The organism is Paraburkholderia sp. GAS41 (assembly GCF_050436545.1).
GTDB lineage: Bacteria > Pseudomonadota > Gammaproteobacteria > Burkholderiales > Burkholderiaceae > Paraburkholderia.
In genome coordinates, this window is sequence record NZ_JBNDMK010000003.1 from 274,200 (window position 1) to 292,820 (window position 18,621).

Here is an 18,621-nt window from a genome sequence, read left to right on the forward strand (position 1 = left end):
CGAACGGGAAATGTCCCGAAACCATCGCAACTGAAGCGGCAGGCGAAAACCATAGAATGTAGACTGTTTTCAACAGTTACACGGACTGGATCGCACTGAGGAGTCACACCGGCTGCGTGTGGCGCAGTGTGGGTCGTCGGCACGCCAATCGCAAAAGCGTGGGCCGCCAATCTATTTCATTAGAGGAACGTATGAACCAGGTCAATCAACGCGCCGCAGGTGTGCGCGAGCTGAGTCATTTTATCGACGGTCAACGCGCGCCCGGCGCAAGCGGGCAATTCGACGACGTCTTCGATCCCGCGCAAGGCAACGTCTCCGCCCGCGTGCCACTCGCCGACGAGGCTGACGTCGCCAGCGCTGTCGCTGCTGCGACCGCAGCATTTCCCGCCTGGAGCGAAACGCCGCCCATCAAACGCGCCCGCCTGATGTTCAGGTTCAAGCAACTGCTCGAGGAACATCAGGACGAACTCGCCGAACTCATTACGCGCGATCATGGCAAGTTGCTTTCGGATTCGAAGGGCGAAGTACAGCGCGGTATCGAGGTGGTCGAATTCGCCTGTGGCATTCCTAATCTGCTCAAGACCGATTTCAGCGATCAGATCGGCGCCGACATGGACAGCTGGAATCTGCGTCAACCGCTTGGCGTGGTCGCAGGCGTCACGCCGTTCAACTTCCCCGCAATGATCCCGCTGTGGATGAGCGTGATGGCCGCCGCAACCGGTAACACGTTCATCCTCAAACCCTCGTCGCGCACCCCCTCGGCGTCGATCCGGCTCGCCGAACTGTTCATGGAAGCCGGTTTTCCGAAAGGGGTGTTCAACGTCGTACAAGGCCACAAGGAAGCGGTGGATGCGCTGATCCAGCATCCCGATGTGGCCGCGCTCACTGTCGTCTCGTCTAGCGAGACTGCCGAATACATCTACGGCGAAAGCGCAAAGCGCGGTAAGCGCGTGCAGGCCCTGGGGAGTGCGAAGAATCATCTGGTCGTCACGCCCGACGCCAATCTGGATCAGGCCGTCGACGCGATCATCAACTCGGCATATGGCTCAGCCGGCGAGCGTTGCATGGCGACCTCCGTCGTGGTTGCGGTTGGGAGCATTGCCGACGAACTGGTGGAGCGCCTCACCTCGCGCGTGCGCTCGCTCAGGATCGGCGGCGGCATGGAACCCAATCTGGACATGGGGCCGCTCGTTACCGCCGCGCATCGCGCCAAAGTGTCGGGCTATATCGATGCTGGCGTCGCCGCAGGGGCCACGCTCGTCGTCGATGGCCGCGGCTATCGCGCGCCCGGCCTCGAATCGGGCTTCTTTCTCGGCGGCTCGCTGTTCGACCATGTGACGCCTGAGATGAGCATCTGGCGAGAAGAGATCTTCGGGCCGGTTCTGTCGGTGGTCCGTGTGCCCGATCTCAAGGGTGCCATTTCGCTAGTGAATTCGCACGAACTGGCGAACTGCGTCACGCTCTTCACCTCCGACGGTGGTGCGGCGCGTGCATTCACCCGGCAGATTCAGGTGGGCATGGTAGGGATCAACGTGCCGAGTCCTGTGCCGGCGGCGTGGCATTCGTTCGGAGGCTGGAAGCGCTCGCTCTTTGGCGACCATCATCAGTACGGCGAAGAAGCCGTGCGCTTTCTCACGCGCTATAAGAGCGTCATGCAGCGCTGGCCCGACAGCATTGCCTGAGGCGCGGCACGTTTCGTGGACGGTTAAGTGATTCGTCCCTTCCGTCCATACCTTACCTCTTACGCTGCCGACGTTCGCTTCGGAGGCTCACCTGATGGCGCGCAACGCATGGTTTCCACATCCGACACCAGAAAGCGCCCCTCTGCGGGGATCTCCGTGACCTTCTTGGCCCGATGGAATTCCCATTCGAAGGGCCTCGCCGTCACCGGGTTATAAAACATGTTCCGGTGATGTTGCCTCACCCGCTCCGGATTGCCTGGCGTCCCGTGCTCAGACAGATACCCTGGAGACGCGACCGTGATGATGCGCGTCTCGAGCAGCTTGCGTGCAACCAGGGTTCCCATCGGCGGTGGCCCAAAGCGCACCGCAAGGTCAAATCCATCGGCGACGAGGTCGCCGACGTCATCGCGCATGATGAGTTCGAGCGAAAGGTCAGGGTGGCGCCCCAGAAATTCCGGCAAGCGCGACGCCAGCACCGTCCTTGAAAAGAACGGATCGACGTTCACGCGAAGCTTTCCCTGCACCACGTTCGCTGAACCTGACGCTGCCGAAGCCGCCTCCTCAATGCCGCTCAGGTGAGGTCCAACCGCGTCATACGGACGCCGCCCTTCGTCAGTGAGTGTCTGCGAGCGAGTCGTACGGTCAAGCAGCCGCACCCCGACGCGCTTTTCGAGGCGTGAAATAGCGCGGCTGACGCCCGATGGCGACAAGCCGAGCGCATCTGCGGCGCGCACAAAACTGCCGCTCTCCGCGACTGCGGCGAGTACGGTAATGCCGAAAACAGTCGACCATCAAACGTCATGCGCACTCCCATGCTCATTTCATTCCGAGATTTTAATTACGAGTGATATGAGCAGCATGTACTTTATTCATGGCACGAGAACCTCAAGCCGGAGTCGATTCGCCGCGCACTGGACGCCAGTCTCATCAAGCTGGGGGTCGACTATGTCGACCTCTACATGGTGCATTGGCCGTCGCGCGACATGGACCTCGGCGCAGTCATGGAGACCATGCAAGGATTTCTTGTGAAATAGACACCTCGTTTGGTGTGCGCGTTGGGTAACAGATCGTGCGCATCGCGCCATGACCTTGCGAGCGTGACCTTAAGCGGTCGGCAAGCGCGCAGCGCAGCACCCGGTTTTGTATCTCAATGTACCTGAGCGCCGTGTAGACACATGAGCTTGCATATCCGCCAGTGGTGGACACATCCGAGATACGTTCAGGCGCTCCAATCGCTCAAGTGATGAACGATTGGAGAAACCGTCATGTTCGACCGTCTGAAGATTGCCACCGTGATCGGCGCGTTCGCCGGTGCGGCTTTACTGGCCGGCGTCGTCTACGCCGGAGGCGAAACCGGCCAGTCCGCCTCAAACTCCTTGCAGACCGGCGCGCCGGCGCCAGATTTCACGGGAATCACCAACTGGATCAACAGCCCGCCGCTCGATATGAAGCAGTTGCGTGGCAAGGTGGTACTCGTCGACTTCTGGACCTTCGATTGCATCAACTGCGCGCACACCATTCCGTACGTCAAGGACTGGTATGGGCGATATCACGACAAGGGGCTGGTGGTTGTCGGCGTGCATACACCCGAATATTCTTTCGAGCACAAAACCGAAAATCTGCAGAGCGCAATCAAGCGATTCGGCATCGAGTATCCGATTGCGCAGGACAACCAATATGCAACCTGGAATGCGTACGGCAATCAGTATTGGCCCGCGCTCTATCTGTTCGACCAGCAAGGGCGGCTGGCCTATTCCCATCTCGGCGAAGGGAACTACACAGAGACGGAAAAGACGATCCGCGGTCTGCTGGGTCTCGGCGACAAGCAAAGCTGAAGTCGCGGTTTGCGCCTAGGCCTCCAGGGCGACACCGCCCTGCCTGTCTCGCGCGATGGCGAGCATGAGAGCGGCAATCCCGCATGCGGCGATGAGCGCGACCAACGTGCCTCGCCCCAGGTGGACGAGTACCCAGCCGCCGACTGCCGGGAAGCCGAACGTGCCAATGAAGTACGACACCACAAACCAGGTCAGCGCGGCCAGGCGATGCATCCTCGCGGAATCGTTGACGGCCTGCGCCTCGATAGTCGGATAGAGATGAGCAACACTGTCGTGATGCCCTCGCGATGAAGTGCGATCACCAACCGCCCCAGCAACCAGCGCGCCAACACGACTGCGATCGCATAGAAGCTGAAAAAGGTGCCGGCTTGCGCATGAGTGCCTCGTTCGGTCACGGATAAGCGTGAATCCGTTCGACGCGAGGTGTACTACCCTCCTGCTCTCAAAGCATTCGCGATGCTAACCAAATCCTTCCGAAGTGTCCACGCAGCGATTCAATGGAAATGCGTCGCATAGCCGTGCCACCGCGGCTCAACCTCGAGTGAATTCGGCGGCGTGTTCCTTCACGAACTCGCCCATGCTCAAGGGATTTTGGCCCGTGAGCCTGAAAACGTCGTCCGTCACGCGGTCGAAGCGGCCTTCTCCGTGAAGTTCGGCCAACACGGCAAGATGGCGAATCAGGTAGTCCGGCACGCCCAGTTCACGAAGCTTCTGCGACCACGCCTCGACCGGCACGTTGCGGTAACGGATCGTGCGGCCGAGCGCTTGCGAGAAGACCCATGCGTAGTGGTCCAGATCAGCCGATTCGGGACCGGTCAGGTTGTAGATCTGGCCGATGTGCGAAGCCGGGTCATCGAAGATCACGGCCACGATGCGGGCTACATCAATGGCCGCAATGGGCGAGGTTCTGGAATTGCCCAACGGCAGCACCAGCTCGTCGGTTTCGCGCACACCGTTGGCGACGAGGCGCAGGAAGAAGCCTTCCATGAACGCAGTGGGCCGCACGGTAACGACCGGCAGACCCGACCAGGACAACGCCTGTTCCGCGAGCCAATGCAGTTTGTGTTGTGGACTGTTGGTGGTTTCGGTGATGCTCATCCCCGTTACCGTCATCTGCGACATGTTCACGATGACCTCGACACCATGATGACGCGCTACCGCCGCAAAGTTCACCGTGGCTTCCAGGTAGGCCGCCGACACCGACATGCCGAAGTAAATGCGCTTGCAATCCTCAATGGCACGGTGCACCGACTGCAGATCGGTCAGGTCGCCGACCACGACCTCGGCGCCGAGCTGGCGCAAGCTTTCGGCACGTTCGTCCTCGCGACGCACCATGGCGCGTACCGTGTGCCCCTTGGCCAGCAGCATCGCCGTCAGATGGCGGCCAATGGAGCCGATATCTCCGGCTGCGCCGGTGACGAGAATCGGGCTTTCATGCGTAGATTTCAGAGTCATATGAGTACCTTGTTGGTTGCGTTCAGATAGCTTGAGATTAGACGGCCAGCGCGGCGTCGTTTGCTCCGCACCGGCTTATTTCATCTCAGTGCTTTCACGTGTATGTATATGCACATATTGGTGCAGAGTTTGTTGGCTGTCAGCCGCTCGCTCAGGCGACTGTTACGCCTTGATCATGCGCATCCTGTTGGCTGTTCGTAATGCGATGTGTGGTGCGTTCATGGACATGCGCGGTCGGTGTACGGTCGATCAGAAGTCCTAGCAATTCCGGACGGTTGTAGTGGCCAGCGGAATCCATCAGCATCTTGCGCCGGTCGATCGCCGTGAAATCGAGGTCGGCGATGACCTCGCCCTCACCTGTACGCAGAGGCTCGCCAATCAGCATGCCGTCGGGTGTCACGATGGTGGTGAAGCAACCGCCTGAAATCGCGCCAATCGGACAACCTGTGTCCTTCATGATTTGCGCCTGCTGATCCGCGTCCAGCCACGCCGTAGCGTTCACGACGAAGGCGCCAGACTCCAGGGCGTGCTGACGGATATTGATTTCCATCCGCTGGGCAAAACCATCACCGAAAGCGGAACCCGGGTACATGGCCGAATGAATGTGCTCGCCGTCGGCAATCATTGCGTAGCGGGCCAGCGGGTTGTTGTGTTCGAAGCATGCAAGCTGACCGATGCGACCGACCTTGCTGTCGACTGCGCGCAGCCCCGAGCCATCGCCCTGCCCCCAGATCATGCGTTCGAAATGCGTCGGTGTGATCTTGCGGCGGCGCTGGATCAGGGTGCCGTCAGCGTCGAACAGCAACTGCGTGTTGTAGATCGTTCCGCCATCACGCTCGTTGACGCCGATCGACACCACCATCCCCGCCTTGCGCGCAGCCTCGCCGATCGCGTCGGTTGCGGGAGACGGTACCGTCACGGATTGCTCGAGCAGTCTGAGATGCTCGATTCCGGACAGAAGCTGAATGCCCGTTTGCACCGCGGCAAAATACGGGTAGTAAGGCACGACGGTTTCCGGGAACGTCGCGAATTGCACGCCCTTCTCACCGAGTTCGAGGATCTTCTGCACCACCTTTTCGACGGTGGCCTCACGGTTGTAGAGTACCGGACTGATCTGAACTGCAGCGGCTTTGACGACTTTCATTACAAACTCCTTGACTGATAAGGACGGGCACGAAGCCCTCTAGTGGTATTGCATATGCAAGTACGGCACCGGCATTTCGATCAGACGAACGTTGCAGTACCGGTCCAACTTTCGATGGACGTATTTGAGCGGATGAACGTATCTGGCATGTGTCGGGACGGACGGCTCTCGTATGCGCACATGTCAGCGCAATTCGCAGATACGTTCAGATACGAAGTCGAGGCGAGCGAGGCGTGGCGCATGTCCCGCGCAGCTACCGGCTTCAGGCGCGGTCGGAGACAGCGTCAGCAGCACCGACCAGCATGGCACGTGCTTTCTCGCGACGTCGCCGTGCCAGCCGCGCCTCTCCCGTCTTGCGATTCTGCTCGCCGGCAATCATGGCGTGAATGTCGGGAAGCCTGCGGATCCCGCCTGCGGCACCCCATTGGCCATCGGGAATCTCGGTTGGGAAGACCCACACCCGTGGCGCTATCTCTTCAAACGTTACGCCTTCAGCGCGAGCAATTGCAGCGGTAATCTGCTGGACAAGGCCTTCACGTGCAGCGTCGGTGTATTGCCCTTCGGGTACTGAAGGAATGATCCGGTAGCGGGGCGACGGTGACGGAGCGCCCCCTACAAAGATGGCAGCGGGCCGGTGAAGAAAAAGGAAAGATACGCGCTGTGCGTTCGCGTTATCGGGTTCGTATCCTTCGGCCCGAATCAGGATGTCGGTCATCTCCTTGAGCAAGCGTGTTTCGGCTTCAGGAGTCAGCGCGTTTTCAGGAATGAGGGCGTCGATCATTGGCATGGCGATACTCGTATGGCTGTGGTTTGACAGTGGTCATCATCAGTCTTGTCAAACGTTTACACCAGTGGCAGGATCGCCATTTTTAGAGGCAATTCAGACACCATTCCCGGCGATTCAAATGCGCTCGGACTGGCGTACCCGAGCGCATCCGCAACCGTCGCGACCGGCTCCCCCTTCTCCAGCCTGTTCAGTGCCTCGGCCAGGCGAACCTGCTGATCATCCCGCCCGGTGAATGGTTCGCTTTTAGAACATGACTGACAAGCTCGCTTTGCAAACCGGCCACGACCACGCAAACCGCTATAGACCTGACTAGTTGCCCACTGGCTTCCCGGCAGTGTCCTTGACCCGTGTCTGCCATTGCGAACGAATTTCTGTGACGACCGAATCTGGCAATGAAATGTAATCCAGGGTGTCCGCGGCCTGACTCCCATTCTTGAATGCCCAATCGAAAAACTTTAAGGTTTCCTTACCGTGGTCAGGCTTGTCCTGTGCCGTATGTAGCAGTACGAACGTCGCGCCAACGACCGGCCATGCATCCTTTCCCGGTTCGTTGGTCAGGATTTGATAAAACGACGTCTTCCAGTCGGCCCCGACCGCGGCCGCCTTGAATGTTTCGGGGCTGGGCTGTACTACCGCGCCCGACGCATTTTTCATGGCGGCGTAGGTCATATGGTTTTGCTTGGTATAAGCCCATTCGACGTAACCAATGGCGCCAGGCAAACGTTGAACGAAGGCGGCCACGCCATCGTTGCCCTTGCCCCCAATCCCCGTCGGCCAGTTGACGGTGGTGCCCTCGCCAACCTTTGTCTTCCACCCGGGACTCACCTGGGTCAGGTAATGCGTCCAGATGAAGCTCGTGCCCGAACCGTCCGCACGCCTAACCGCAGCAATGGCGGTATCCGGAAGCTTGAGTTTGGTATTCAGTGCGACGATGACGGGGTCATTCCACTTCTTGATCTTGCCGAGATAAATGTCACCGAGGACTTCACCGGAAAGCGTCAGATCGCCAGGCTTGATACCGGGAAGGTTGACGACGGGCACCACGCCGCCGACGACCGTCGGAAACTGGAACAGTCCATCCTTCGCCAGTTCGTCGTCCTTGAGCGGAGCATCGGACCCCGCAAAATCCACCGTCTTTGCGATGATCTGCTTGATGCCGCCCGCGGAGCCGATTCCCTGGTAGTTCACCCTGCCGCCACCACTCTTCTGGTACGCGTCGGCCCACTTCGTGTAGATCGGCGCGGCGAACGTGCTGCCGGCGCCGGTGATGTCGGTTGAGTGCGCTGCGACTGAGACCAGCGCGGCCGCCAGACCGCACGTCAAGGTGAGCACGAATCTCATGGGTTTCTCCTGAGAAGCTCTTCCAGTTGTCCTTTTGAACGTAGACCTGCTCGATGTCAGATTGGTGACAGATAGGGACAAAGCGCAGCGAGGACACGCATGCACTCAATGTCCGCCCGCTTTCGATACCTCTTCGACGACCTCGTCACCCGATTCATTCATCGTCGATTTCGTTTCCGCCACCGCGCGTTCGCTGATCTGCGCCATGCTCGCTGTCTGCTTCGCGGCGTTATGCATGCTGTTGTGCGCGGTGTCGGCAAGCTCGTAAATCTGCTTCAGCAATGCAACTGCGGCTTCGGCGTGAGCCGGCGCGTATTGTGCGATTTCCTCGATAAACCATTGAGCCTGACGGCTGCTCTGCTGGTAGTGGGCATCGACAATCTCCGCCAGTTGCGTCTGGGTGGTCGACGCAATCTCTGCAATCTGACGCTCGTACGTCGTCACTTTCTCCGCTGGTGGCAAGGACAAGGCATTTTTTAGAATTGAAGCCTCTGCTTCATCGGATTTCGTAAGAGCATCATGCATACCTTCATACCAATCAGAGAAGGTGGCTTTGACCGCTTCGAGGTTCAGTCTGACCAGCTTTTCCCCACATTCGAGCATCTTGCTGGCGACGCCGAAGCAGAGGGCCACATGGGCCTGTTGAGATACGACAGCCTGTCCCTGAATATCGCTCACGTGTGTCTCCTGAAGAGGTTTCCCGCGTTTCAGCATGTCCCGCAACGGTGACGAATTGATGAAGCGCTGTCGCCTTAGATCGGAAGGATTGCTGCGCTGGCGGGTATGGTGAACAATACCAAATCGCGGATCCTTCAGACGTTGAGTCAATGAATGGAGCCTACGAGAATTGAGGAAAGGGAGGAGTAGATGACGGATGCATACGAGCGGCGCGCCTTGCTGCTTCATCTCGGGGCCGTTCTGGAGGCAGCGAGTTGTGTCATGGCCTGCGGTGACGGCGAGCAAACCGTGCATCAGTTAGTGGCCGAGCATGAACTGCTGGAGGCTTTTCCCCTGATCACGCATGTGTCGGTCGGGATGCGCGCGAGGGACTTTGCGCAACGCACGATGAGCGCGTTCTGTTCATGGCCGCAGGAGCTGCTCGAAGCCGAATTGAATCACGACCTGCTGGCCGGCACCGTCCAGAGGCATCTGTTTGTGGGTAACCCAACAGGCTGGCACGCTTATCTTACGACTCTCCAGCGCGAGGTTCCCTGGTTCGGCAGAGGCATACGGGTGGCCGAAATCATCGAGGATAGCGCTCAGGCGACGGCAGAGCTTCAGGTCGGCGACGCTGAAACAGCGCCGCTTGATGAGCCCTCGAGCGGCGCGGATATCGAGCGCGAAGACGAGGCGGGCGACACGGGGCGCCGCGAGAGCGTCGAGAGCGTAACGGGCCTTTACCCGGCGTGGCCGTGGAAGCCGGATGTCTAGGCAAACAGCGTGGCATAAATCAGACGAGACTAAAGCTCGCTTGCTGTCCGCAGCGCTCACCTGGCGGTGGCTCACGCGTCAGCAAAATGAACGTCCTGCATTTTTCCGCCCTCGCCCAGCATTTTGGCGAACTGATCGCCAGGAATCGCTGGGCTATACAAAAAGCCCTGACCCTCGGTACACCCGTGTTGCACCAGGAAATGCCGGTGGGCATCGAGTTCGACTCCCTCGGCGAGCACGTCGAATTTTAGCGCCTTGGCAATGCCGATGACAGCGAGCGTTAGCGCTTCGAACTCCTCATCACGTCCAATCTCCCGAACAAACGCCCGGTCGATCTTGATACGGTCGACGCTGAAGCGCTTCAGATAACTCAGACTGGAGTAGCCGGTGCCAAAGTCGTCAATGGCGATCTTTACGCCCAGACTACGCAATTCCCGCAGCGTCCTGGCCACATCTTCGGCATTGCGCATCAGTGCGCCTTCTGTGACCTCTAGCTCGAAGCACTCTGGAGGCAACTGCGCTTCGGTGAGTGCCGCGTTCACGACTGTCACCAGATCTGAGCGCTCTAACTGTAGCGGCGAAACGTTCACCGAAACCCGGATGGGAGGCAGGCCCTGATCGAGCCACGATCTCGCCTGCTGGCAGGCGGTTCGCAGCACCCACTCGCCGATGATCTGAATCATCCCACTCTCTTCCGCAACAGGAATGAATACAGCGGGTGAAACGGTGCCTAACTCCGGATCGTTCCAGCGAAGCAACGCCTCTGCACCGAATATGCGCCCCGTCACCATGTCGATCTGCGGTTGATAGGCGAGCTGCAGTGCCTGCGCCTTGACCGCACGCCTCAGTCGCGTCGAGAGCTGCAGCCGCTCGGCAGCCGCAACATTCAGCTCCGCGCGGTAAAACTTGTACCCGTTACGTCCGTGCGATTTGGCGAGATACATGGCCGCGTCAGCGTTCCGGATCAACGTATCCGCATCGGCGCCATCCTGAGGATAGGTGCTGACGCCGATACTTGCCTCTACATACAGTTCCTGAATCCCCATGTTGAAGGGCTCGGACATGGCGGCAACCAGCCGGTCGAGCATGGGTATCAATTGCTCTGCGTCCGAACGCTCGGCGACAATAATGAACTCGTCACCGCCGTATCGGGCCACAAGGTCGGTCGCACGCACCAGGCGTTGCAGACGTTTGGCAACCTTGGCTAGAAGGGCATCACCCACACGGTGCCCCAATGAATCATTGACCTCCTTGAAGCGGTCGAGGTCAAGGAACAGGACCGATACCTGCCCCTCAGACTCGGACGCTCTCACGATCGCTTGCGCAAGCCGTTCATCCAGCAGGGTTCGATTGGGCAACTCGGTCAATGAGTCATAGCGTGCCTGGTGTTCGAGGCGTTGCTGGTACTCGACCAGCGTCGACACATCGCTCATCACGCCAATGTGGTGTGTCACCTGCCCATCCTCATCCCGGACGGGAGCGACCAGAATGTTGTTCCAGAATCGTTGTTTATCTTTCTTCGCGCACAGCAGCGTGATATTGGCTTCCGAATTGGCGGTCAACGCGCGTCGGACGGGCTCCCATTTTTCGGGCTCATCGTTCAAGGAAAAGAGGTCCTCGCAGTCGGCGTTCAAAACATCGCTTTGCTGATATCCGGAGATCCGCTCGAATGCCGCGTTGGCGAATATGATGATATGCCGGCCAGCGCGTACCTCCGCGATGATGATGCCGTTGATGCTTGCCTCCAGCGCCCGGCTCTGCAGGCGCAATGCGACCTCCGCGCGGCGGCGGCTGGTGATGTTTTCGTAGGCTCTGAGCACGCCGATCACGGCGCCGCTCTGGTCCTCCAACGGCAGTTTGGTTTCTGAAATCCAGACTTCCGACCCGTCCGCGGCAATCGCTGCACGCTCAAGATGCTTGCGCGTGATTTCGCCTGCCATGACCCGTCCATCTTCCGCCCTGACAACCTCCGGGTCATCGCCCCATTTGAGGTCGTCGTCGCTCAGGCCGATTAGCGAGCGCCGCGACGGGAGTCCGGCGTCTCGCGCGTAGATTTCGTTGCCGCCCACATAGCGATGGTTCGCGTCCTTCCACGCGATCCCCTGAGGAACGTGGTCGAGAACGTACTCGAGTGTCTGCTTCGATTTGAAGAGTTCGGCTTGCGTGTCCATCCTGAGCGTGACGTCCACCATCACCGAAAGCGTCACGCGATGGCCCTTGTCGGCAAGGCTCAGATGGTGCACATCCATCGACAGACGCTTCCCCGTTTTGCTCCGGTGCAGCCAGGTGCCGAGTGAACGCGTCGTCTCGTCGTCGCCATCCCGGCGCAGCGCCATCGCTTCCTCGAATTGAAGATGCTCCTCTTCAGGCCGTACGTCGCGCAACGACATGCGAAGCAATTCGGCTTCGGAGTAGCCGAATGTCCGTTGTGCCGTGCGGTTGGCGGCGACGATGGACAATGACGCATCGTCGAATACACATATCGGCAGAGGATGTTCGTCGAAGAAACGCTGATATTTTTCCCGTGCACGGTCGGCTTGTCGAAGCGCCACTCGCAGCCGCTGTGCAATTCGCGAGTTACGATAAATCAGTGCGAGCAGAATTGCGGCCGCAGTCAGGCCGCAAAAGAGCGACGCGGTGGAAACCGATTTCGCGTCCCTTGATGATTTGCTGATGGTCGTATCGACAGCCGCGTCCGCCTGCATCCGGACCTCGACGACGTGCTCAAGCACACTATAAAAATAGGCATCGATTTCACTCAATTGCGTGTCACCCAGTCCCACGCTCCCGGGATGCTCGGTCGCCCGCTTGAACAACGCGTCACTGCGTCCGCCCAGAAGTCGAACCATCCCGTCGAGGTCGTCGAGTTGCGACAGGCAAGATGTCTTTCGCCCGCATGCATGGCGGGCATCATTGGTCAGCTCAGACAAAGCCTGCAGCGGAAATACGTACGGGGAACGCCGGTAGAAGGACTTTGTGCTGATGAGCGTATAGAGTTCACCGTGCTCATCCAGCATCTTCTGCTGAAGCTGGTCGAGGTCCTGCTTCAGCCGGCTGGACGACTGCAGCGCCTGTACTGCGCTGTTTTGCTCGACGGTCTGGCGAACCGCAAGAACGGTATTTCCGGCGATGGCGACGAGAATGACAAAGACCGCCAATACGGAGAGGGCTGTCCTTCGCACAGTCCCAAGCAGATTGCTCCCGTCTTTGGTCGAGTCTTTTCCCGAGCGTGAGTGCCGTTCGAGAGATCGCTTAAATTTGATCATACGTCCTGTCAGAGTTGAAATGCTTGAACGGCTGCGCGAAGGGATTGCGCCTGAGCTTCGAGGGCACTCGCGGCCTGCACGCCGTCCTTGGCAAACGAGGCGTTCTTCTGCGTTGTATGGTCCATCGTGGTGACCGCCGCGTTGACCTGGTTGATGCCAACGCTCTGCTCGCTGGAAGCCGTAGCAATCGATTCGACCAGTTTCGACACGCCCGTCACGGTTTCAATCAGGTCGACGATGGTCGTCCCGGCTCGATTGACCGCGAGGCCGCTCAGGTCGACTTCGGACGTCATGCCCTTGATCAAGCCATCAATTTCCCTCGCAGCGTGTGAACTGCGTTCTGCGAGCGCACGAACTTCCTGTGCAACCACTGCAAAGCCCCGGCCATGCGAGCCTGCACGCGCTGCTTCCACGGCTGCGTTCAGGGCCAACAGGTTAGTCTGAAACGAAATGCCTTCAATCACCGACGTGATCTCGCGTACGCGTCCCGAACGTTGCGCCAGTTCGTTCATCCGCGCCATGGCATCTTTGGTTGCGCGATTCCCGTCCTCGGCCTTTGCAGACGCCACGCGCACGAGCGCGTGAGCCTGTTCTGCGCGCCCGGCGTTCGCCTTGACCGTGGATGCCAGCTGCTCCATCGTCGCAGAGGTCTGCTCGATGCCGGCCGCCTGCTCTTCTGTTCTACCCGCTAGCAAAGTGTTTCCCGCAGCGATGCCGGCTGACGCCCCGGTTATATTTTCGGTTGACGAGCGGATGTCTCCAATCATTGACGCAAGCCGCTCCCGCATTGCAGCCATGGCGAAAAGCACGCTGCGTTCATCGCCCGGCTTGATGGGAACGTGAACTGAAAGGTCTCCGTCAGCCACGCGTCTGGCGACCTCCGCAGCCACATAGGGCTCGCCGCCAAGCTCCCGGAACAGGCTTCGTGCCATCGCGGCACACAGCAGCGCAACGGCGCCAAGGCCGCCTGCCACGAAGACAGCGACGACCACCTGGGCCACGTGACCGGATGTGCGTGCGTCGTCGTACTCCTGCTGGGCGACCACCAGTTCGAGCTTACGCAACGCGGTTCCCTGTTCACGGACGGACCGGGTCGTCGGTTCAATGGTTTGAGTTTCGACCCACTGAGCTTCGGAGAGATTATTCGCCGTAAGCAGTTGCACCGCCGGACGAAGCCCCTTGTCGCGCAGGATGGTCCAGTTCGCAGAAAATTGGGCGGCAAGCCGGCTCTCATCACCTGGGGGTGTATTCGCGAGGTATTGCGCCATCAACGCATCCACCTGCAGTATGTGACTGGAGGTGGCTTCTATGACAAGCCTGATTTTCTGCTCGGATGGGTCCAGGATCGCGTCACTGACGGAGAAGCGCGTATCCGCCACCAGCTCGTCGATTGTCGAAATGAGCTGCACATCTCTCGCGCGTCCTTCGAACATGCGTTGCAACGCGTCGGTCGCCCGGGTGACACCTATAAAAGCAGTCGCGCCAATCGCAAGCAGGACGAACGCCACCGCTGCGGTGACAAAGACAAGGCGGCTTCTAACCGTAAAGTTGCTCATCGAGGACTTACCCAAACCGAGCCGACGCTACAACCAAATGCTTGCAGAATGGCATCTATCAAGAACGAAAGCGCCGCGCACATCGCAGCAAGGCGACTGGATAACGGCCTGCACGCAGAATTATTTAGTGAATTTTTTGTGACCACGCGCGCGACCTGGCCCAGACGCTCATCGCCGGGTACGACGGTCGATGAGCCGCGTCGTTGCCGGTAATGCGTTGAGTGGAAGCACGAAAAAGCTATTGGGACCACAATGTCGCATGGCGTCCAGCGCCGCGAGTCCGCGCCGGCAACGCAGTTTCCCCCTCTCATCAGGCAGAGCCACAGATGGATCGAATCGACGCGATGAAGGTGTTTGTCGCCACCCTTGACGAAGGCGGACTCGCGGCCGCTGGCCGCCGGCTTGGCCGGTCGCCCGCCGCGGTCAGTCGCGCCATTGCATTTCTCGAAGAGCACGCCGGCACGACCCTGCTGCATCGCACGACCCGTGCAATCAAGCTCAGCGACGCTGGCGAACGCTACGCCGCCGCATGCCGGCGCATCCTCACGGACCTGGAGGAAGCCGATCTGCTGGTGGCCAGCGAGCGCTCCGCCCCGCGCGGCACGCTGACCTTGACAGGGCCCGTCGCCGCCGGCCAGGAATTCTTGCGGCCGCTTCTCGACGAGTTCGTCGACGCCTACCCGGCCGTCACCGCACGACTGCATCTGCTCGATCGACCGGCCAATCTGATCGAAGAAGGCATCGATGTCGCCCTGCGGTTTGCGCATCTGGCCGATTCGACGCTCGTCGCGCTGCCGGTCGGCGAAGTGCGGCGCGTGATTGTCGCGTCACCGCGCTACCTCGCGAAACATCCGCCGATCACGGAGCCCGCCGATCTCGCGCAGCATCGGATCATCTCGATGACGCATTTCGGCGTCGACTCCTGGAGCTTTCCGCCGGCGCACCAGTCCGCTGTGCCTCGTGTGGTGCAGTTCACGCCACGGTTGATCGTCAACAGCATCGACGGCGCGGTGGCCTCGGCCGTCGAAGGGCACGGCGTCACGCGCGTCTTCTGCTATCACATCGCGAGGCAAGTCAGAGAGGGCTCGTTGCGCATCCTGCTAGCCGGATACGAACACGCACCGCTTCCCGTCCATCTGCTCACACCGCATGGCCGTCTGGCAGTGCCGAAGGTGCGCTCGTTTGTCGATTTCGCCCTGCCGCGTCTGCGCGCGCGCTTTGAAGAATTAGAACGGGCGATCGCCGTCGATTAAATCGCTTCGCGGAAGAATATTTGCCTTAACGCGACGATTCTATCGGCTGACAGTTGTATTTACACTGCTTCCATCAGTAGCGGATGGCCGCCCTCCACAGCGGCCCCACCCCGATACGATTGGAGCAGACCATGGGCAGAGAACAGAAAGTCGTCATCATAACCGGCGCGTCGCAAGGCATCGGCGCGGGTCTCGTCAAGGCGTATCGCGACCGTGATTACCGGGTCGTCGCGAACTCGCGCACGATCAAGCCCTCGCTCGACCCTGACGTGCTCGCAGTGGCGGGCGACATCGCTCAGCCGGACACCGTGCAGCGGGTCATCGAGGCCGCGCTGGAGCGTTTTGGGCGCGTCGACTCATTGATCAACAACGCGGGTATCTTCGTCGCGAAGCCGTTCACCGACTATGACGAAGCGGACTATGCGGACGTGCTCGGCACCAACCTCGCAGGCTTTTTCGATATCGCCCAGCGAGCCATCACCGTCATGGCGAAAGAGCGCTCTGGCCACGTCGTCGACATCACCGCGAGTCTCGTCGATCAGCCCATGTCCGCACGCCCCGCCGCGCTTGCGGCTCTGAGCAAGGGCGGTCTGAATGCAGTGACACGCTCCCTCGCCATCGAATATGCCTCGCGTGGGATTCGCGTCAATGCGGTGGCACCCGGCGTGATTCGCACGCCGCTACACGCGCCGTACACTCATGAAGCGCTCGCAAAGATGAATCCCCTCGGGCGTCTCGGCGAAGTCGATGATATTGCCGACGCAGTGTTGTACCTCGAATCGGCCAGCTTCGTGACCGGTGTCGTTCTTCCTGTGGACGGCGGCCGAAGCGTCGGCATCTGACGCGAGGTTCGCGAGCGGGTGCGTGAGCGGGTATGTGAGCGGAACACTGCGCTTGCGATGCCGCGATCGGCACGCCACCTGTTCGCGTGCCTAGTTCACCGCGCGCAATTTCCTGCTCCATCACACTCACCGCATTGCGAATTGCGATGAATCAACCCAGCAATATTTTTACCGCCACCGGGATAGCCCACGACCGGAGCAGTTACGCCGAGCGCAACGCCCTTTACTGGCGGCGCAATCTCGTGATCTGCGTATTCGGCTCGTTCACCACGCTGGTCAGTCTGAGCATGCTGTTGCCGTTTCTGCCGCTGTACGTCCAGCAACTGGGTGTGAGTTCGCAGGGCGCCGTCGTGCAGTGGTCGGGTGTCGCCTTTGGTACCACCTTTCTCGGCACCGCCGCTACCGCGCCGCTCTGGGGACGCCTTGCGGATCGCTACGGCCGCAAGCCGATGCTGGTGCGCGCGGCGATCGGCATGGCAATTGTGATGTCGCTGATCGGCCTCGCACAGAACGTGGTCGAACTGGTGGCGCTGCGACTGGTGGCAGGCCTGGTGGCTGGATACGCATCGGCAGCCATCGTGATGATCGGCACTCAGGCTCCACGCGAGCGCAGCAGGTCGATTCTTATCGTATTCATCAGCGAGTTCCAACTTACAGCACGGGAGAAAGCGACGTCGCTTCGCGTGACCTACGACCGTCATCTGGATCTCCGGCATATGCATGCAGCAAGCATGAAGCTAAGTCGTCCCAAGCACGACGCCGCCAATCCTGTCCGGAGAGATGTCAATGAAAGCGCTCGTTTATGAAGGTCCTCGCAAAGTCGTAGCGAAGGAAATGCCAGACGCGAAAATTGAAAGGCCGCACCGACATGGAAGCGGGTCGCATTCTCGGACACGAAAATCTTGGTGTCGTCGTTGAGACCGGGAAAGGCGTGGAACGCATCAAGGTCGGCGACCGTGTCTGCCTTCCTTTCAACATCGGCTGCGGATTTTGCAAGAACTGCGAGAAGGGTCTAACCGGATTTTGCCTGACGACCAACCCCGGAGTCGCTGGAGCCGCATACGGTTTCGCCGGCATGGGTCCGTACAGCGGTGGTCAGGCGGAATATCTGCGGGTGCCCTTCGGCGATTTCAATTGCATGGTCTTGCCACCCGACGCCGAGGAAAAAGAGAACGACTACGTGATGCTGTCTGATATTTTTCCAACGGGCTATCACGCGACCGTGCTGGCTGGCGTGGAGCCGGGCGACAGCGTGGTGATATACGGCGCGGGGCCAGTCGGACTGATGGCAGCACTTTCGGCGTCGCTAAAAGGCGCAAGCAAAGTGATGGTCGTCGATACGCATGCGGATCGGCTCGCACTCGCGGAGAAGCTTGGCGCCATCCCGATCGACGACAGCGATGGTTCGTCCACGGATCAGGTATTGGAGCAAACCGGCGGCGAAGGTGCGGACCGAGGTTGTGAATGTGTTGGGTACCAATGCAGTTGCAAGGGACACGAAGTCCCCAACGCGACGATCAACAACCTTATCAAGGCGGTTAGACCAACTGGCGGTATCGGTGTGGTAGGCGTTTTTGTCGCCGAGGATCCGAGAGCCAAGGACGACCTGGCCAAAAAAGGCCAGCTTGCCGTCGATTTTGGTCAGTTGTGGATGAAAGGACAGCACATTGCGACCGGTCAGGCCAACGTAAAGGCTTATAACCGCAAGCTTCGCGATCTGATTGCTGCGGGAAGAGCAAAACCTTCCGACATCATCTCTCACGAACTTCCGCTCGCAGAAGGCGTGAATCACGTCTGCGCTTTTGAGCCGGATTCTGACCGGCACGCCCACCGGGATAGGGATTTCGTTAGCAGTCACAACATGCCGCGTCGCAGCGGAGTCGTCGTAATCGATCTTCCACCACCAGTCGTACGCGGTAACGGTAATCGTCATGGCCGGTACGGAAGAAGGTTGTGCGACCGCCTGCAGTGTGACGAGGGTGTAGAAGAGCGCAACCAGCAACGCGAGCGTCGACACGCCGGCGCCGAT

At 59.7% G+C, this 18,621-nt stretch carries 14 protein-coding genes and 3 pseudogenes; 8 read left to right on the plus strand and 9 right to left on the minus strand.

The window, feature by feature from the left end; all coding sequences use genetic code 11:
• The first annotated feature begins 191 nt into the window (after positions 1–191).
• The gene (locus P3T43_RS07370; protein ID WP_429280390.1) at positions 192–1,682 is read left to right on the plus strand and encodes a CoA-acylating methylmalonate-semialdehyde dehydrogenase; all 1,491 of its coding nucleotides are present in this window, start codon (positions 192–194) and stop codon (positions 1,680–1,682) included.
• 59 nt (positions 1,683–1,741) lie between these two features.
• Here P3T43_RS07370 and P3T43_RS07375 read toward each other — a convergent pair whose 3' ends face one another.
• The gene (locus tag P3T43_RS07375) at positions 1,742–2,416 is read right to left on the minus strand and encodes a LysR family transcriptional regulator (RefSeq protein ID WP_429280391.1); all 675 of its coding nucleotides are present in this window, start codon (positions 2,414–2,416) and stop codon (positions 1,742–1,744) included.
• A gap of 144 nt (positions 2,417–2,560) precedes the next feature.
• On the opposite strand from P3T43_RS07375, the pseudogene P3T43_RS07380 reads away from it, so the two are divergent.
• A pseudogene (locus tag P3T43_RS07380) lies at positions 2,561–2,716 on the plus strand (aldo/keto reductase); the annotation flags it as partial.
• Positions 2,717–2,947: 231 nt separating this feature from the next.
• A complete protein-coding gene (locus P3T43_RS07385; protein WP_429280392.1) occupies positions 2,948–3,517 on the plus strand; it encodes a thioredoxin family protein in 570 nt (189 codons plus the stop codon).
• 15 nt (positions 3,518–3,532) lie between these two features.
• Here P3T43_RS07385 and P3T43_RS07390 read toward each other — a convergent pair.
• The 6 genes and pseudogenes from P3T43_RS07390 to phaP form a co-directional block, all read right to left on the minus strand.
• Positions 3,533–3,903: pseudogene (locus P3T43_RS07390) on the minus strand (MFS transporter); the annotation flags it as partial.
• A gap of 145 nt (positions 3,904–4,048) precedes the next feature.
• Positions 4,049–4,972, minus strand: a complete 924-nt coding sequence (locus tag P3T43_RS07395) for an NAD(P)H-binding protein (protein ID WP_429280393.1) — start codon at positions 4,970–4,972, stop codon at positions 4,049–4,051.
• Between the two features lie 151 nt (positions 4,973–5,123).
• Positions 5,124–6,116 carry a carbon-nitrogen hydrolase family protein gene (locus P3T43_RS07400; protein ID WP_429280394.1) on the minus strand — a complete coding sequence of 331 codons (993 nt, stop codon included), beginning with the start codon at positions 6,114–6,116 and terminating at the stop codon, positions 5,124–5,126.
• Between the two features lie 262 nt (positions 6,117–6,378).
• Positions 6,379–6,903: a tautomerase family protein gene (locus P3T43_RS07405; RefSeq protein ID WP_429280395.1), complete on the minus strand. Its 525-nt coding sequence runs from the start codon at positions 6,901–6,903 to the stop codon at positions 6,379–6,381.
• 309 nt (positions 6,904–7,212) lie between these two features.
• Positions 7,213–8,235 carry a phosphate ABC transporter substrate-binding protein PstS gene (pstS, locus tag P3T43_RS07410; RefSeq protein WP_429280396.1) on the minus strand — a complete coding sequence of 341 codons (1,023 nt, stop codon included), beginning with the start codon at positions 8,233–8,235 and terminating at the stop codon, positions 7,213–7,215.
• A gap of 114 nt (positions 8,236–8,349) precedes the next feature.
• A complete protein-coding gene (gene phaP, locus P3T43_RS07415) occupies positions 8,350–8,922 on the minus strand; it encodes a TIGR01841 family phasin (protein WP_429280397.1) in 573 nt (190 codons plus the stop codon).
• A 189-nt stretch (positions 8,923–9,111) separates the two neighbouring features.
• On the opposite strand from phaP, the gene P3T43_RS07420 reads away from it, so the two are divergent.
• The gene (locus P3T43_RS07420; protein WP_429280398.1) at positions 9,112–9,675 is read left to right on the plus strand and encodes a hypothetical protein; all 564 of its coding nucleotides are present in this window, start codon (positions 9,112–9,114) and stop codon (positions 9,673–9,675) included.
• A 71-nt stretch (positions 9,676–9,746) separates the two neighbouring features.
• Here P3T43_RS07420 and P3T43_RS07425 read toward each other — a convergent pair whose 3' ends face one another.
• Positions 9,747–12,833 carry a sensor domain-containing protein gene (locus P3T43_RS07425; RefSeq protein ID WP_429280399.1) on the minus strand — a complete coding sequence of 1,029 codons (3,087 nt, stop codon included), beginning with the start codon at positions 12,831–12,833 and terminating at the stop codon, positions 9,747–9,749.
• A 116-nt stretch (positions 12,834–12,949) separates the two neighbouring features.
• Positions 12,950–14,497: a methyl-accepting chemotaxis protein gene (locus tag P3T43_RS07430; protein WP_429280400.1), complete on the minus strand. Its 1,548-nt coding sequence runs from the start codon at positions 14,495–14,497 to the stop codon at positions 12,950–12,952.
• A 326-nt stretch (positions 14,498–14,823) separates the two neighbouring features.
• Here P3T43_RS07430 and P3T43_RS07435 point away from each other — a divergent pair, with 326 nt between their 5' ends.
• The 4 genes and pseudogenes from P3T43_RS07435 to P3T43_RS07450 form a co-directional block, all read left to right on the plus strand.
• Complete coding sequence (locus tag P3T43_RS07435; protein WP_429280401.1) at positions 14,824–15,750, plus strand: LysR family transcriptional regulator; 927 nt, start codon at positions 14,824–14,826, stop codon at positions 15,748–15,750.
• Positions 15,751–15,881: 131 nt separating this feature from the next.
• Positions 15,882–16,592, plus strand: a complete 711-nt coding sequence (locus tag P3T43_RS07440; protein ID WP_429280402.1) for an SDR family NAD(P)-dependent oxidoreductase — start codon at positions 15,882–15,884, stop codon at positions 16,590–16,592.
• Positions 16,593–16,738: 146 nt separating this feature from the next.
• Positions 16,739–17,398 carry an MFS transporter gene (locus P3T43_RS07445; RefSeq protein ID WP_429280403.1) on the plus strand — a complete coding sequence of 220 codons (660 nt, stop codon included), beginning with the start codon at positions 16,739–16,741 and terminating at the stop codon, positions 17,396–17,398.
• Positions 17,379–18,384, plus strand: a pseudogene (locus P3T43_RS07450) (glutathione-independent formaldehyde dehydrogenase); the annotation flags it as partial. The gene P3T43_RS07445 and the pseudogene P3T43_RS07450, both read left to right, overlap by 20 nt.
• Positions 18,385–18,621: the final 237 nt, after the last annotated feature.

Bases quoted from the DNA above. Each gene is read 5' to 3' on its own strand.
- P3T43_RS07400 (WP_429280394.1), bottom strand. From the start codon at position 6,116: ATGAAAGTCGTCAAAGCCGCTGCAGTTCAGATCAGTCCGGTACTCTAC.
- P3T43_RS07405 (WP_429280395.1), bottom strand. From the start codon at position 6,903: ATGCCAATGATCGACGCCCTCATTCCTGAAAACGCGCTGACTCCTGAA.
- P3T43_RS07440 (WP_429280402.1), top strand. From the start codon at position 15,882: ATGGGCAGAGAACAGAAAGTCGTCATCATAACCGGCGCGTCGCAAGGC.
- P3T43_RS07420 (WP_429280398.1), top strand. From the start codon at position 9,112: ATGACGGATGCATACGAGCGGCGCGCCTTGCTGCTTCATCTCGGGGCC.
- P3T43_RS07430 (WP_429280400.1), bottom strand. From the start codon at position 14,497: ATGAGCAACTTTACGGTTAGAAGCCGCCTTGTCTTTGTCACCGCAGCG.
- P3T43_RS07385 (WP_429280392.1), top strand. From the start codon at position 2,948: ATGTTCGACCGTCTGAAGATTGCCACCGTGATCGGCGCGTTCGCCGGT.
- P3T43_RS07435 (WP_429280401.1), top strand. From the start codon at position 14,824: ATGGATCGAATCGACGCGATGAAGGTGTTTGTCGCCACCCTTGACGAA.
- P3T43_RS07370 (WP_429280390.1), top strand. From the start codon at position 192: ATGAACCAGGTCAATCAACGCGCCGCAGGTGTGCGCGAGCTGAGTCAT.
- P3T43_RS07445 (WP_429280403.1), top strand. From the start codon at position 16,739: ATGAATCAACCCAGCAATATTTTTACCGCCACCGGGATAGCCCACGAC.
- P3T43_RS07395 (WP_429280393.1), bottom strand. From the start codon at position 4,972: ATGACTCTGAAATCTACGCATGAAAGCCCGATTCTCGTCACCGGCGCA.